Genomic DNA, 14,180 nt, shown 5'->3' with positions numbered 1-14,180 from the left:
CAGCATGAAAGCCAATATCGGAACCATTGACCGTAGCCTGCGCATAGTCATCGGGCTTGTTCTCATCGCCCTGAGCCTGACCGGTGTGATCGGCTTGTGGGGCTGGATCGGCCTGGTGCCGCTGGCCACTGGCATTTTCCGCTTCTGCCCGATCTATACGTTATTGGGCATCAAAACGTGCAAGCGTTACTGAGACGGTGGCAGGAACCACTGCCGCCATTGGAGCCATTCCATCCATGCCCTTGAAGGTTCGCCGCCATGACTGACTCGCCCTCCAGCGCCTTTGACGTTGTCATTATCGGTGGGGGTCAATCTGCCTTGGCGGTGGCCTATTTCCTGCGCCGCACGCAACTGACGTTTGTCATCCTCGACGCCGAGCAAGAGCCCGGAGGCGCATGGCGGCATGGCTGGGACTCGTTGCGCCTGTTCTCCCCGGCCACGTGGAGTTCGATCCCAGGCTGGATGATGCCCCCCACGCAAGCCGGCTACCCATCGCGCGACCACGTGATCGACTACCTCAAGCAGTATGAACAACGCTATCAGTTTGCAGTGGTGCGTCCGGTACGGGTCAATCGGGTGGAGCGAACAGACACCGGCTTGCGCGTATGGGCTGACGGCCGGCATTGGGATGCCAAGGCCGTGGTCAGTGCCACGGGCACTTGGAGCAATCCTTACATTCCTTACTACCCGGATGCCGAGTCATTCGCCGGCCAACAGTTGCACTCCGCGAACTATGTCCAGGCGCAGCCGTTCGCGGGTAAGCGCGTGTTGGTGGTGGGAGGCGGCAATTCAGGGGCGCAGATTCTGGCGGAGGTTTCCAAAGTCGCCCAGACCACCTGGGTGACGCCCGTAGAACCTTTGTTCTTGCCCGACGAAGTGGATGGGCGCGTGTTGTTCGAGCGCGCCACCGAGCGCTGGAAAGCCCAACAGCAGGGCCGCGTCATCGAGCAGCCCGTGGGCGGGCTGGGCGACATCGTCATGGTGCCCCCCGTTGTCGATGCGCGAGTGCGCCATGCGCTCAAATCTGTCCGACCTTTCCAACGGTTTACTCGCAATGGCGTGATTTGGGCCGATGGTTCAGAGTCTGCGGTGGACGTGGTGATCTGGTGCACCGGTTTTCGCCCCGCCCTGCAGCATCTGGACTCCCTGGGCGTGGTCAACAGCGAGGGCCGTGTCGAAGTCGAAGGCACGCGCTCGACTCAAGAACCCAGGTTATGGCTGGTCGGTTATGGCGAGTGGACCGGTTCGGCTTCCGCCACGTTGATCGGCGTAACCCGCACGGCTCGCAGCACGGTCAGCGAAATCGCAGCGGCTCTGGCCGATCAAGTGGTCGCCTAACCCGGCTCCGTCCCAGGAGGTGTGGACATGAACGAGATCATTGTGCGCTGGCCACAGCGTAGTCCCCGCCTTTTTTTGGTGGTAGCCGTGCTTGTCTGGCTCGGTTTGTATGAAGCCCTTATCCCGATCTCGGAGGCGTTGGTTGCAGCGCTGCCTGTCGAGCGTGACAGCCACCTGGGTGGTGCCCTGCAGTTTTTTTTCTATGACACGCCCAAGGTACTGATGCTGCTGACCGGCATCGTGTTCTTGATGGGAATGGTCAACTCGTACTTCACACCCGAACGCACCCGCGCAATATTGGCCGGACGCAGCGAGGGCATGGCCAACGTCATGGCGGCCTCTCTAGGGGTGTTTACACCGTTCTGCTCGTGCTCCGCGGTTCCTCTATTTATAGGTTTTGTTCAAGCAGGCGTGCCCTTAGGGGTGACCTTCTCGTTTCTCATTTCCGCGCCCATGGTGAACGAGGTCGCGTTGACACTGCTATTGGGCTTGTTCGGCTGGAAAGTTGCGCTGCTGTACCTGAGTCTCGGTTTGTTTATTGCAGTGGTTGCAGGCTGGATCATCGGGCGCTTGAAAATGGAGGACTCTCTAGAGGATTGGGTTCGCGACATGCCCAAAGTCCAGGCAGCCGCAGAAGACATACACATGCCGCTGCATGAACGGATCTATGCCGGTTTTGGCAGCGTGCGTGAAATCGTCGGAAACGTTTGGCCATACATCCTGGCTGGTATTGCCATTGGCGCAGGTATTCATGGGTACGTGCCCGAAGATTTCATGGCCAGTTTCATGGGTAAAGAGGCGTGGTGGTCTGTCCCAGTCGCGATCCTGATAGGCATCCCCATGTATACCAACGCAGCAGGGATCATTCCCATTGTCCAGGCGCTACTCGCCAAAGGTGCAGCGTTGGGCACGGTACTGGCCTTCATGATGAGCGTCATTGCCCTCTCCCTCCCTGAGATGGTTATTCTGCGCAAGGTGTTGAAAGTCCGCCTGATCGCCACCTTCATTGGTGTCGTCGCCGCCGGCATTCTCGTCGTTGGCTACGCCTTCAACTTCGTTCTGTAAGTCCATCCGCCGAGGTTCCCATGAAAGATATCAAGGTTCTAGGTACCGGTTGCTCCAAGTGTAAATCGACAATCGCCATCATCGAGCAAGTCGCTCAAGCGAAAGGCGTGCCTGTGAAGTTGGAAAAAGTGGAAGAGCTGCGTGACATCATGAGCTATGGGGTTATATCGACACCCAGCGTGGTCATTGATGGCAAAGTTGTTCATTCCGGAGGCATTCCGAGCCGAGATAAAGTCGAACTATGGCTGAGCACGTAAACAGGCCGCATCCGTCGATCGACCACTCACATCGATAATGATCCGGCTGACAGTAGATATCTGATGCCTTGATCGTCTCCCAGTCAGGGGCTCTGGCGCGCCGACCACCACGCGCCACGCAGCCTATGATAGTTTCTCTGCTTTCATTCGAAGGCCAGGCTTCGGCCTCTCTGGCGTGCCGCTTACCGCATCACGCCAGGCGCCCCCCTCTTGCGCGGTCTACATGATCACCGCCAGCAAACGATGAGGTACGTTCCATGAGTCAAGCGCCCTATATTCCTCCCAAGGTCTGGAAAAATGAGGCTCCGTCTGGCGGTCAGTTCGCCAGTATCAACCGCCCGATTGCCGGGCCGACCCACGAAAAGAAACTGCCGATCGGCAAACACCCGTTGCAGCTCTACTCGCTGGCGACACCCAATGGCGTAAAAGTGACCATCCTGCTTGAGGAATTGCTGGCCCTCGGGCATGCAGGCGCGGAATACGACGCGTGGCTGATTCGCATCAGCGAGGGCGACCAGTTCTCCAGCGGTTTTGTCGAGATCAATCCAAACTCAAAAATCCCGGCCTTGCAGGACCGCAGTGTGGAGCCGCCCATCCGCGTCTTCGAGTCCGGTTCGATCCTGCTTTACCTGGCAGAGAAATTCGGCGCCTTCCTGCCCACTGACCTGGCCGGGCGCACCGAAACCCTGAACTGGCTGTTCTGGCAAATGGGTGCAGCTCCCTACCTGGGTGGTGGCTTCGGGCATTTCTATGCCTACGCACCGGAGAAGCTTGAGTACCCCATCAATCGCTTCACCATGGAGGCCAAGCGCCAACTGGATGTCCTGGATCGCCGCCTGAGCGAAAGCCAATACCTGGCGGGCGAGCACTACTCCATCGCCGATATCGCGGTCTGGCCCTGGTATGGCCAACTAGTGCGCAACAACGTGTACTCGGCCGCCGAGTTTCTCGCTGCCCACGAATACACCCATGTGCAGCGCTGGGCGGAAGAAATCGCCAAGCGGCCGGCGGTCATCCGTGGGCAACGCGTCAACCGGACGTGGGGCGATGAAGCGAGCCAAGTGCCGGAGCGGCATCAGGCTGAGGATCTGGGCTGAAAGGCACCTGCCCGCTTTCGTGCTCAGCACCGGATAGGATCAAGCGCAAGCGCAGCCAGTCGACGCATGGATCGACTGGCCCGCTGCTGCTACCCCCGACAGCGGCTAATCGTAGAACGGTTCTGCCGAGGCGCGGCTGCCGACAAAAAAGCTGTCCGCGACCAGTCGCAGCGGCTGCAGGTCCACGTCGCTGGCCTTGTCAGCGATCAGCTGTTGAAAATGCCGATACACCGCTGCGTACTCGCCCTCCTGCGAAACGGTCTGGCGCACGCCATCGATACTCAACAGGGCACCGCCGTTGTCCAGTCGCAAGAGACCTTCGGCACAGCGGATCTCGATGCTCCAGAGTTCATCATGACCATGGTCGAAATCGAACTCGGCGTGGACCTCGAGGTGACGCGTATCAGACATGTTGATGCCTGCAGCGATAGGCGACTGGCAGTTGCTCGGGACGCGCAGTTCGGCCGATTCGACGAACAGCGGCAGTGGCAGCAGGTGGGTCACAATTGACAAGGCATTGATGCCCGGATCGAAAACGCCCAGGCCTCCGGGTTGCCAGATCCACGCCTGGCCCGGGTGCCACTTGCGCACGTCTTCCTTCCAGTCGATTTTCACGCTTTGCAGGGTACGGCTGGCCAGCCAGTCACGGGCCGCCTGGATGCCGGGCGCGTAACGCGAATGCCAGGCGAACAGACCGCTGACGCCTTGCGCCTGTATCTGCTCGACCAACACCATCGCTTCACCCAGCGTGGCGCATGGCGGCTTTTCGACCAGGACATGTTTACCAGCGGTCAACGCTTGTTGCACCAATGCGAATCGACCTTGCGGCGGTGTGCAGAACGCAATCGCATCGACCTGCGGGCCCTTTTCGAGCAGCTCGCCCAGGGACTGGAAGTTCTCCACGCCGGCGCAGGGTTTCCCTTGCGTAGCGACAGCGAGCAACTGGAACGCGGGGTTGGCGAGGATTGCGGGAAGGTGTTGATCCTGGGCAATCTTGCCGTAGCCCACCAGACCGAGACGAATCGGTTGCATCGATGACTCCTGTTTTTGTACTTATGATGGGGCAGCAAACTAGACGCAAACTGCGAGCCAGACAATGGGCTCGCCCAGCGTACGTTTGATTGTCTGGCGCGCGACGGCCAGCATCTCATCCCTGCTCTTGGCCGCGTCGCTGTTCGCAGGTCGCCGTCACGATGCTGGAAACCCTGCCGAAAAAGGGTTCCAGGCGCTCACGCGGCGCGTCGTGCTCCACCACCAAGGCGGCGACGTCTTCACAGGACGCCACCTGATAGTGAGCAACGCTGGACAGTTTTCTGTTGGTCACGGCCGTCACCACCTGACCGCTGGCGGCGACCACTGCGCGCTTGAATTCAGCATCGTCCAGACCGAACGCCGTAACACCGTTGTCCGGATCGATGGCACAGGCACCCAGAAAGCAAAGGTCAAAACTGAACTGGCGCAATTGCTGTACCGCCGTCAGCCCGATCGAACCTCCAGCCACCGGGTTCAAGCGACCGCCCAACACGATGACCTCGGCACGGGGCAACTTCATCAGTTGCACGGCAATCAATGGCGAGTTGGTCGTGAGGGTCAATTCAAGTTGCGGGTCAATGGCACTGGCGATGGCCAGGTTGGTCGATCCGGCATCGATGAAAACATGCTGGCCTGCCCTCAGCAACGATGCCGCCGCTTGGCCAAGACTGTGCTTGCGTGCGGTGTCTTGCTGTACTCGAACCTCCAGTGACCCTCCGACGCCGGGCAACAGTATGGCGCCGCCATAGACACGCTTGCACAACCCCGCCGCTGCCAATGCGCCCAGATCCCGGCGTATCGAGTGTTCTGAAACCTTGAATTCGCTGGCCAGATCAGCCGCAATCACTCGACCGTACCGGACAAGGCGCTGGCGGATCAATTGCTGGCGTTCGCCGGGAAATACTTCGTGGGGTGAATTCATGGGATCAACCACCTACATAAACGAGCATAAATGCTCACAATCGAGCAAATATGCCGTCTATCCAACGGGGCGTCAAACCCAACGTTTACAACGTCAGGAACAGCGCCGATGTCCAGACCCGGGATTGATCCCGCTGACGGGCACAGATGAACAGTGGATGTTCACGGCCCGGCTCCAGGTTCAACCGGGCCAGTTCAATGTTCCCTCGTAGCTCACGAGGCAGCGCTGCAGCGGTGGTCCTTTCCAGGGAGACTTTCAATTCGGCGCCCGGTAGCTCTTCGATGACTTGCGATTGCGCCAGCAACTCTTCACCGGACAGCTCCATCAGCACCTTCGGCGCATGTACGTAGGGCTGCGGTTCAGACGGGTCGCCGACCTTGACGTAATTATCGATCCGGCTGTGGACCTGCAGCGTGGCGCCAACCAGTTGCGACAGTTCTATTTCGATGCTGTCGGTATCGCCGTTGGTGTCGGTGCGAAAGGCCAGCGTCGTGGCGTCCTTGCGCCAGACGGTTTGCTCGGGATGATCGAGGCCCAAGGCGCGAAAGCCGTTGATGACCGCCCCGGTGATGCGGATCTCGCCGGTCCAGTAGGCGCCTCGATAGCGGTCCTTGATCCGGGCACCGCCCAGGCGCAGGCGAATGCGTTGCGCGGAAAACCCCAGTTCCTGGTGCAGGTTGCGCGACCAGATCAATTTGTCGCCATCGAACAGATCGACCTGTTCCCAACCTGCCTCTCCGAGCAGTCGATAGTCCAGCGTGGCATTCGAATCGGTGGTGAAGACTTCACCCATGAAATGCTTGCCCTGGCGCAGGCTGGCAAACGAACGTTCACCCGTCGTGGCAAAGGTGCGGCGGGCGCGGAGGGCCTTGCCGACACTGGCTCGATCGAAGGCCTCGGCGACTACACCGGTCAACCCGCCGCGCGAGCCGAACACCGCCGTGGCTGGAACACCGCCACCGCAACGGCCCTGGTGTTCATCGCTATTCGCGGCAGCTCCCACTCGATAGCCACGCTGCAGCGCTTCGGCATAGACCCAGTGGAATTGGCCCCAGGCCGAGCCTACTTCGATCAGCCGTTCAAGCTCAGGATGATGCCAGTCGAGGTTGCAACGGCGTCCGCCGACATGGGGCATCATCAGATGGCCTTCGGGGTCCTTGGCATAGGCGGCGTACAACTCGTCCACCGGCCACGCGCCCGGCTTGATAGTACCGGCGGTGAACTCGTTCCATTCGAAGGAGCGCACCAGTCGCCCCTGATTGTCGAAGGGGAACTCGGGTTTTCGGTCATGCAGGAACACCACGTTACGGTCCCCTCCCGCGCAGGAATTACCGCACCACTCGGTGCCGGGATAGCACACGAATCGGCCCGGTTCATTGAGTTCGTGGATCAGCTTGACCGCCTGGTCCCAGCGTTGCTCAGTGATGTTGAAGTCGTTGGCGGTGTAGCCGAGCACATCGAGCCCGGCCACGTCGCGACCATAGCTGAGGTTGTACAAGGTGTCGTTGGTGCCCACGGTGTCATCGGAGTGTACATGCAGGTCGGCATAGAGCGGACGCAGCGCTGTACCGGCCGGGTCAACCGTGATAAACGCCTGAGCGCCACGTACCGAGGTCGCCTGTACCTCGGCGGACAAGCGCCACTCCCCCTGCGCCGCGAGATCGACCGCCTCTATTCGCGCGGTCGCCCAACCTTCAGTCGCCAACGTGAATGGCTGTTGTCGCTCGCGGCCTTCAGGGTCAACGAAGGTCAGAACACCGTTGAGCGGCAAGTTGCGACAGGTATTGCCCCAGGCATCATCCGCCCTGAGCAGCACATCGAACGGCTCACCGGCGCTGATCAGTCGCGGCGCGATCAACTGCACGCTCTGGGCCGGGCCCGGCACGATGTCGAGCAATGGATCACCCGGCACCTCGGCAAATTTGGAGCTGCCCAACGGGTCGATGAACAGGCGGAAACGGAAGTCCTTCTCGACGAAACTCTGCACCCGCGTCCCCGCCCCGCCCTGACGACGATCGCCCAAACGAATAGTGATTTTGTCCCCGGGGTTCAGGTAGCCGTCGATGATGTCGATGATGATCGCTTTCTGAAACGGCCGTTCATGGCCTTTCTGGTCGAAGCGCACTTTCAGGTGTTGCACGGTGGCCTGGCTCTGACCGGGGACCAACTCCCCAGCTTGATATTCCGCGCTGACATAGTTGGGTCCGGCCGGATTGGAGGTCTGGAACAAGGCCCAGTCGGAGTAGAACTTGAAGGCCAGTTTGAGCCAGGCGCCATCCGCCAGGCCGCTGCCACCAACCTCGTAGACCAGGGTGATTTCATCCCACTGACCGGCGACCAGGGTGTCACGGTCGCAGTGGATGCTGCCCAGGAATGGACGTTTTTTGTTGCGCTCGTACAGGCCTTGTGGGGCGATGTAATGCCCGGCTTCGCGGGGATCGAAAACGTTACTCACATGACACCTCGTGCAGTGGTCCACTGAAGGGTTCGAATACGTGGGGCGATGCTTATTGCACGCGCCATTTCTGGTAGTGGCGCTCGATGCGCCGGAATACGAAGCTCTCCATCAGCCAGGCAATCAGGCCAATCACGACAATGCCCAGCAGCACCTGGCTGATGTTGCCGACCTGCCCGCCCGTGGAGACCATCCAGCCGATGCCCTGGGACGCACCGATCATTTCCGCCGCGACCAGTGCCCTCCAGCCCTGGCTGAAACCGATGCGCAAGGCCGCCGTCACGAAAGGCAATGAAGCCGGCAGGTAGACATGGGCCAGCAGTTGCCACGAACTGGCACCCAGGGTGCGTGCCGCACGAACTTCACCGCCGCGGATACTCTGCACACCCTCTTGAATGGTCACCGCCATGGGGAACATCGCGGCAATGAAAATCACCAGCACGATGGAGACATAGCCCAGGCCGAAAATGATCATGATCAGCGGCGCCCAGGCGATGGGCGGGATGGCCATGAACAGGCTGTTGAGCGGCGAGATAAAGTCGCGAAACCGCGAGGACAGGCCACCGGCAGTACCCAGCAGAACTGCAACGATCACTGCCGCGCAGAAACCGCCAACCTCCTCCAGGACGCTGGCCCGCAGGTGCTGCCACAGCGAACGGTCGCCCAGCCAGCGCACAGCCTCGCGAGCAACGTCCCAGGGCTGCGGCAGGATGTAAGTGGGAAAACGGCTGGCCAGGGCCATCCAGATCAACAGCAGGAATGGCAGCGACGCCCATCCCCAATTCGGTTTTGGCAAGGACATGACAGACTCAGCGCGAGGCTTGTTCCAGGTAGGAGGTGTCCACGATCTGTTCGGTCTTGAGCGTGGTATCGATAAAACCCAAGTCATGGGAGTCATTCATCAGGCGCTGGATGAACTGGATATCCGCCGCCTGCAAGTCCGCCGACCAGCCCAACCGGTTGCGTGCCTGGGCAATGATGGCTTCTGGTGCGATAGTCTTGCCGTCGGTGCCCTGCACCGCCTCAAGCTTGAACGCCTCAGCGATCAGCCGGTTCGATTCGACGGGATGCTCGTTGAGGAAGGCGATGGCCTTGCGATGGGCACGCAGCAGCTTCACCACGTCGTCCGGGCGTTCCTGCAAGGTCTTCGGCAAGGCGATCACCACGTACCACGGGTAATTGGGCAGCGCCTGGTTCACGTCCAGCAGGATCCGGCTCGAACCGCGCAACACCGACTGGCTGACGAAGGGCTCCCAGGAAAACGCTGCGTCGACGATGCCGCGCTCCAGGGCAGCGTTCATATTGCCGGGTGGCATGTCGATGATGTCCAGGTCCTTGTCGGGATCGAGCCCGGCCTTTTCCTTCAGGACATAACCGCGCAACAGCACATCCATGCCACTGCCCTTCTTGACCCCGGCCAGCTTTTTCCCCTTGAGTTCATCCAGGCGTGTGATCGGGCTTTTGGCGTCGACAATCACCGCGGCCTGACCGTAATTGACCTTCGCCAGGATCCGGCTTTGCAGCCCCCGGGAAAACCATTGATATACCGGCGGGGTCCCGACATAGGCCACATCCAATTCACCGGCGGCCAATGCCTGCTGGATCACCGGGCCATCGCCCAACGCCTTGAGGTCGACATTCAAGCCTTGCTCACGGTAGTAACCCTGTTTGTCAGCGATCAACGCAGGCGCGTTGGCCATGGCGAAGACATACCCCACACGCAGGGGTTTCTCCTCGCCCGCCACGGCGAATGCGCTGCCTGCCAAGGCGGCGACTGACAATGAAAAGGCAAGCAGAGAACGTTTGATCATGCTGTCAGCTCGAGTTGTGGGGTGAGGTAAGCAGTGGCTTGGGACGCGTCCATGACCTGGGAAATGCGCTCCATCAGCTCATTGCGGTAATCGAGAAAGGCCGGTAGACGACGGGTTTTCAAGTTGGAGCGGGGACGCGGCAGGTGGATCTCCAGTTCGCTGTGGATACCGCCCGGGGCGATGTTGAGCACAATGACCCGATCCGCCAGGAACACCGCTTCATCAATGTCATGGGTAATGAACAACACCGTCTGGCCCAACTCGGCCCAGATACGCAACGTCTCTTCATTCATGCTGTTACGGCTGATGGCATCCAGCGCGGCGAACGGTTCGTCCATCAGCAGTACGCTGGGCTCCAGGGCCAGGGTCCTGGCCAGGGACACGCGTTGTTGCATACCACCGGAAAGCTGGTGCGGCAGCCGTTGCGCCGCGCTCTCCAGGCCGACCAGGCGCAGGTATTGCAGCGCCTGGGCGCGCTGCTGCGATTCGTCGACTTGCGCGCTCATGCGCAGACCGAAACGAACGTTCTCCAGGGCACTCAACCAGGGAAACAATTGCGGTGCCTGGAACACATAACCCAACTCCGAACGCTCCGGCCGTACCGCGGTCTGGTTGATGGTGATGCGGCCACTTTGCGGTTGCGCGAAACCGGACAACAAATTCAGCAAGGTGGTTTTCCCGCAGCCCGATGGCCCAAGGATCGCGACGAACTCGCCGGGCTTGGCGCTCAGGCTGAACGAGGAAAAAACCCGGTGCCCGTTGGGGTAACTGAAGCTGATGTCATCGACCGTCAGTGCATCGGCTTGCTGCTGGGGGTAGGGAACGGTTTTGAGCATGGCAAGTGTCGTCAGGTCGTTTACAATGGGATTGCCTGACATAATACGTATTAATACAAGTAGTCCCAATAACCTATTTTTATAACCTTAGAAGTGAAGGTGACTTGCCCCACTCAAGGTCATGGAAGCTCACAGTGTCCACATCCATTCTTCGCGACAGCACCACTTCGCTCTACGAACAGATTGCCCATCAGTTGCTAGAGGAAATTCAACGCGGCGACTACGAACCCAGCGGCAAGCTGCCGTCTGAAGCGGAGTTGGGCAAACGCTTTGGGGTAAGTCGCGTCACCGTGCGCCTGGCGGTGGGCAAGCTCAGCGATGACGGCGTCGTAGAGCGCAAACAAGGCAAGGGCACTTTCGTGGCCGCCAAGCAGGTACGCCACGGCCTGGATGCGTTGCGCAGCTTTCACGAAGCGTTGTTGCTGCAAGGGCTGCAACCGAGCATGCAGGTGATCAGCCATACCCTGCAGCCCGTTCCAGATGCATTGCGTGGTTTATTTGCAGAAACGCAAGATTGCCTGCTGCTGGAGCGGCTTCATTTCGTCGATGGCGAGCCTATCGCGCTAGGGCGCAGCCATTTACCGGCCGAGCTGGCGAACGTGACTTGGGCAGATGTCGAACATCAACCGATCTACTCCATTCTCGAGTCGATCACGGGGATGGCGGTCACCCGAGCCGACCTTGCCATCCGCGCGCAAGAGGCCGACAAAATCCTGGCCAGCGCGCTGCATGTCAAACGCGGCGCCGCGTTGCTGGTGATGGAGCGCACGTCCTATTTTGCCGACGGCCGCTGCTGCGACCGCACGACCTTTTTTATCCGGCCGGAACGCTATGCCTTCATCCTCAGCGGGGTTTTCAAATCCAACCCGGTCAGTTAATGCCTTCCCACTCTGGGAGGCTAAAGCTTTCACTTCCGGCTGCGATCCTGCTGTCCGGGAGTCTGTATTGGTTGTTCACTCAGCTGTTCTGACCTGCTCCGCTCACGGTTGTCAGGGACGACAGCACTGAGCCACGACAAGGTCCAAGATGCTTGACCAGCCTGAGCCCCTCCCCTATTCCGTTGCCAGAACCGAAAATCCCGCTCCTTTCTCCCCGCGCGCCGCAAACTCGCAAAATCATCCGCACCTCAAAAGCCAGCATGCCCGGCAAAACTCAAGCAGGCGCCAGCCCAGCCGATAACCCTATGAGCGACGGCTCATGTCCGCGCTGGGCTCTGCAGGTTACATAGGGTAATGATCGATGGGTTTGCCACTTAATCGCCTACTAATGGGTGGTGTTCTGATGTTCCTTGCTGCAGGTGCCTGCGCGGCAGAGCCTGCCCTGCGCATCGTTACCGAGGAACTGCCGCCCTATAACATGACGGAAAATGGGCAAGTCACAGGCATGAGCACCGAAGTGGTCCAAGCCGTACTCAAGGAAGTCGGCGTCGAGGCGTCCATCCAGCCCATGCCTTGGGCGCGCGCTTATGAGTTGGCGCTCAATGAAAGTAACGTATTGATTTATTCAATCGTTCGTACACCTGCACGCGAGTCGCTTTTCCAGTGGATAGGTACGATCGGCCCCACAAAATGGTTCATGTATTCGTTGGCTGACCGTCCGGTAAAACTCAACTCGCTGGCCGATGCCCATGGTCATCAGATCGCCACCGTCAATCAGGACGTGGGCGAACAATATCTGGTCTCAAAGGGTTTTCGCATCGGCGAAGAATTGCAGTCGAGCACCAAGTACGAGCACAACTATCGCAAGCTCAAGGTCGATCACGTGGAGCTCTGGATTTCCAATGAGCTCAACGCGCTGTACCTGACCCGTCAGAACGGCGAGGACCCGGAAAAAGTGCTGATCCAGTCACTGCCGCTTCCCGAGCTGAGCAGTGAGGACGGCTTGAACATGGCGTTCAGCCGCAAGACGCCGCCCCAAACGGTTGAGAAATTCCGTGCTGGCCTGGAGGCTATCCGGCGCAATGGTGTCTACGACGCCATCGTGCGTAAGTGGTTGTGACATGACCGGCCATTTCCGGGCGGCCCCCCTTCGACAATCCAAGGCCAGGGTCTTCAGCTCACTGGGCCGCCGCCTGGTGCTTGCCACGTTGTTGTTCTGCCTGCTCTTTACCTTGGCCATGGTCACCTTGCGCACCTGGATGGCTTGGGAGCACAACCTGACGGAGATGAATTCGGAGCTTGTCCTGATCGATCAAGTGTTCCAAAACACCTTGGCCCACGCCATTTGGGAAATGGACCGTGAATCGTTGGACAAACAGCTCAGCAGCGTTGCGACGGCCGCGCCGGTGGGGCGCGTGGTGCTCAATATCCTGCGGCCTGGTCAGTCGCCTGAAATCATCGAACTCAATCGATACACCGTTGGCTCATCAGGGGTGGCGCCGGTGCTGCATCGCCAGCTCGTCGCGCAACCCTACATCGGTGCCAATGAAAAGGTCGGCGAGCTGACCATCGAAGGCGACAATCATCTGCTTTGGGAGCGTCTCTGGGACGAAGCACGCAGCATCGTCATTACCCAGGTCATCCAATCGTTGTTGCTGGCCGGCCTGGTCATGACCATGTTCAACCGCCTGGTGACCGTACACGTGGTGCAGATCGCCCGCCATCTGAGCGGACTCGCTCCGCAAACACTCAAGCAGCACCTCAAGCTGCAGCGCTCGGTGCACGGCCAAGACGAGCTGAGCCTGCTGGAATTTCAAGTCAATGCCCTTCAAGACAATCTCCACGCTCACCTGGAGCGCCAGCACTCGGATGAACTGGCGCTTGCAGCCAGCCGCGATCAACTGGCCGAGCTGGTCGAGGCGCGCACCGCCGAACTCAAGGCGGCCAACCAGTCGCTCGAAGCCCTCTCACGTCACGATGCCTTGACCGGCCTGGCCAACCGTCGCTATTTCGATGAACTCAAGGAAGTCGAGTTTCGCCGTGCGATTCGCCACAAGACCCCACTGGCGGTGCTGATGTGCGATGTCGACTCTTTCAAAAGCTACAACGACACCTACGGCCACATACAGGGGGACCTGTGCTTGAAACAGATCGCCGAAACCCTGAGCAGCGTTTTCGGGCGCTCTGGTGAACTGACCGCTCGCCTGGGGGGCGAGGAGTTCGTCGTGGTGCTGCCGAACATCGACGCAAAGCAGGCTTATGACGCTGCCCAGCGGCTGCGTGAGAGCCTGGCCGAACGTGAACTGCCCCACAGCGGCTCGGCAGTGTCGCCCTTCGTCACCCTGAGCATCGGCGTCGCCGAGCTGGACCCCGAGACCATGGATCACTTCGATCAACTGTTGCAACGCGCTGACCAGGCCCTGTACCGGGCCAAACACCAAGGGCGCGATCGCGTCGTTATCTAAACCTTCGCGCGTAATGAGGTCTTT

14 protein-coding genes are annotated in these 14,180 nt (G+C 59.8%); 8 read left to right on the top strand and 6 right to left on the bottom strand.

What is annotated here, in order from left to right; genetic code table 11:
* Nucleotides 1-4 precede the first annotated feature (4 nt).
* The 5 genes from SGN16_RS12505 to yghU all read left to right on the top strand — a co-directional run bounded on the left by SGN16_RS12505 (nucleotide 5) and on the right by yghU (nucleotide 3,757).
* Nucleotides 5-193 (top strand): DUF2892 domain-containing protein, encoded by a 189-nt coding sequence (locus SGN16_RS12505; protein ID WP_210644437.1) that lies wholly within the window; start codon nucleotides 5-7, stop codon nucleotides 191-193.
* Between the two features lie 65 nt (nucleotides 194-258).
* A complete protein-coding gene (locus SGN16_RS12500) occupies nucleotides 259-1,338 on the top strand; it encodes an ArsO family NAD(P)H-dependent flavin-containing monooxygenase (protein WP_335944203.1) in 1,080 nt (359 codons plus the stop codon).
* A 27-nt stretch (nucleotides 1,339-1,365) separates the two neighbouring features.
* Nucleotides 1,366-2,403: a permease gene (locus SGN16_RS12495; protein WP_210644434.1), complete on the top strand. Its 1,038-nt coding sequence runs from the start codon at nucleotides 1,366-1,368 to the stop codon at nucleotides 2,401-2,403.
* A 20-nt stretch (nucleotides 2,404-2,423) separates the two neighbouring features.
* Entirely contained in the window at nucleotides 2,424-2,660 is a 237-nt protein-coding gene (locus tag SGN16_RS12490; RefSeq protein WP_210644432.1) for a thioredoxin family protein, read from the top strand.
* A gap of 257 nt (nucleotides 2,661-2,917) precedes the next feature.
* Nucleotides 2,918-3,757 carry a glutathione-dependent disulfide-bond oxidoreductase gene (yghU, locus tag SGN16_RS12485; protein WP_210644430.1) on the top strand — a complete coding sequence of 280 codons (840 nt, stop codon included), beginning with the start codon at nucleotides 2,918-2,920 and terminating at the stop codon, nucleotides 3,755-3,757.
* Between the two features lie 105 nt (nucleotides 3,758-3,862).
* On the opposite strand, the gene SGN16_RS12480 is transcribed toward yghU, so the two are convergent.
* The 6 genes from SGN16_RS12480 to SGN16_RS12455 form a co-directional block, all read right to left on the bottom strand.
* Complete coding sequence (locus SGN16_RS12480; RefSeq protein ID WP_210644428.1) at nucleotides 3,863-4,789, bottom strand: Gfo/Idh/MocA family oxidoreductase; 927 nt, start codon at nucleotides 4,787-4,789, stop codon at nucleotides 3,863-3,865.
* A gap of 115 nt (nucleotides 4,790-4,904) precedes the next feature.
* The gene (locus tag SGN16_RS12475; protein WP_335944201.1) at nucleotides 4,905-5,711 is read right to left on the bottom strand and encodes a DeoR/GlpR family DNA-binding transcription regulator; all 807 of its coding nucleotides are present in this window, start codon (nucleotides 5,709-5,711) and stop codon (nucleotides 4,905-4,907) included.
* An 85-nt stretch (nucleotides 5,712-5,796) separates the two neighbouring features.
* The gene (locus SGN16_RS12470; RefSeq protein ID WP_335944200.1) at nucleotides 5,797-8,166 is read right to left on the bottom strand and encodes a hypothetical protein; all 2,370 of its coding nucleotides are present in this window, start codon (nucleotides 8,164-8,166) and stop codon (nucleotides 5,797-5,799) included.
* Between the two features lie 52 nt (nucleotides 8,167-8,218).
* Nucleotides 8,219-8,968: an ABC transporter permease gene (locus SGN16_RS12465; RefSeq protein WP_335944199.1), complete on the bottom strand. Its 750-nt coding sequence runs from the start codon at nucleotides 8,966-8,968 to the stop codon at nucleotides 8,219-8,221.
* A gap of 7 nt (nucleotides 8,969-8,975) precedes the next feature.
* Nucleotides 8,976-9,977 (bottom strand): ABC transporter substrate-binding protein, encoded by a 1,002-nt coding sequence (locus SGN16_RS12460; protein ID WP_335944198.1) that lies wholly within the window; start codon nucleotides 9,975-9,977, stop codon nucleotides 8,976-8,978.
* Nucleotides 9,974-10,813: an ABC transporter ATP-binding protein gene (locus tag SGN16_RS12455; protein WP_335944197.1), complete on the bottom strand. Its 840-nt coding sequence runs from the start codon at nucleotides 10,811-10,813 to the stop codon at nucleotides 9,974-9,976. Before SGN16_RS12455 ends, SGN16_RS12460 begins: the two co-directional genes overlap by 4 nt.
* Before the next feature lie 134 nt (nucleotides 10,814-10,947).
* Between SGN16_RS12455 and SGN16_RS12450 the strand changes: the two genes are divergently transcribed.
* The 3 genes from SGN16_RS12450 (at nucleotide 10,948) to SGN16_RS12440 (ending at nucleotide 14,156) form a co-directional block, all read left to right on the top strand.
* Nucleotides 10,948-11,691, top strand: coding sequence for a GntR family transcriptional regulator (locus SGN16_RS12450; RefSeq protein WP_210644417.1), 744 nt, complete (start codon nucleotides 10,948-10,950; stop codon nucleotides 11,689-11,691).
* Nucleotides 11,692-12,052: 361 nt separating this feature from the next.
* Nucleotides 12,053-12,811, top strand: a complete 759-nt coding sequence (locus SGN16_RS12445) for a transporter substrate-binding domain-containing protein (RefSeq protein WP_210644415.1) — start codon at nucleotides 12,053-12,055, stop codon at nucleotides 12,809-12,811.
* Nucleotide 12,812: 1 nt separating this feature from the next.
* A complete protein-coding gene (locus tag SGN16_RS12440) occupies nucleotides 12,813-14,156 on the top strand; it encodes a diguanylate cyclase (protein ID WP_335944196.1) in 1,344 nt (447 codons plus the stop codon).
* Nucleotides 14,157-14,180: the final 24 nt, after the last annotated feature.

The organism is Pseudomonas sp. G166 (assembly GCF_037027455.2).
Lineage (GTDB): Bacteria > Pseudomonadota > Gammaproteobacteria > Pseudomonadales > Pseudomonadaceae > Aquipseudomonas.
The sequence above is the reverse complement of the archived record's forward strand: the minus strand, read 5'-3'. Positions and strand labels throughout refer to the sequence as shown.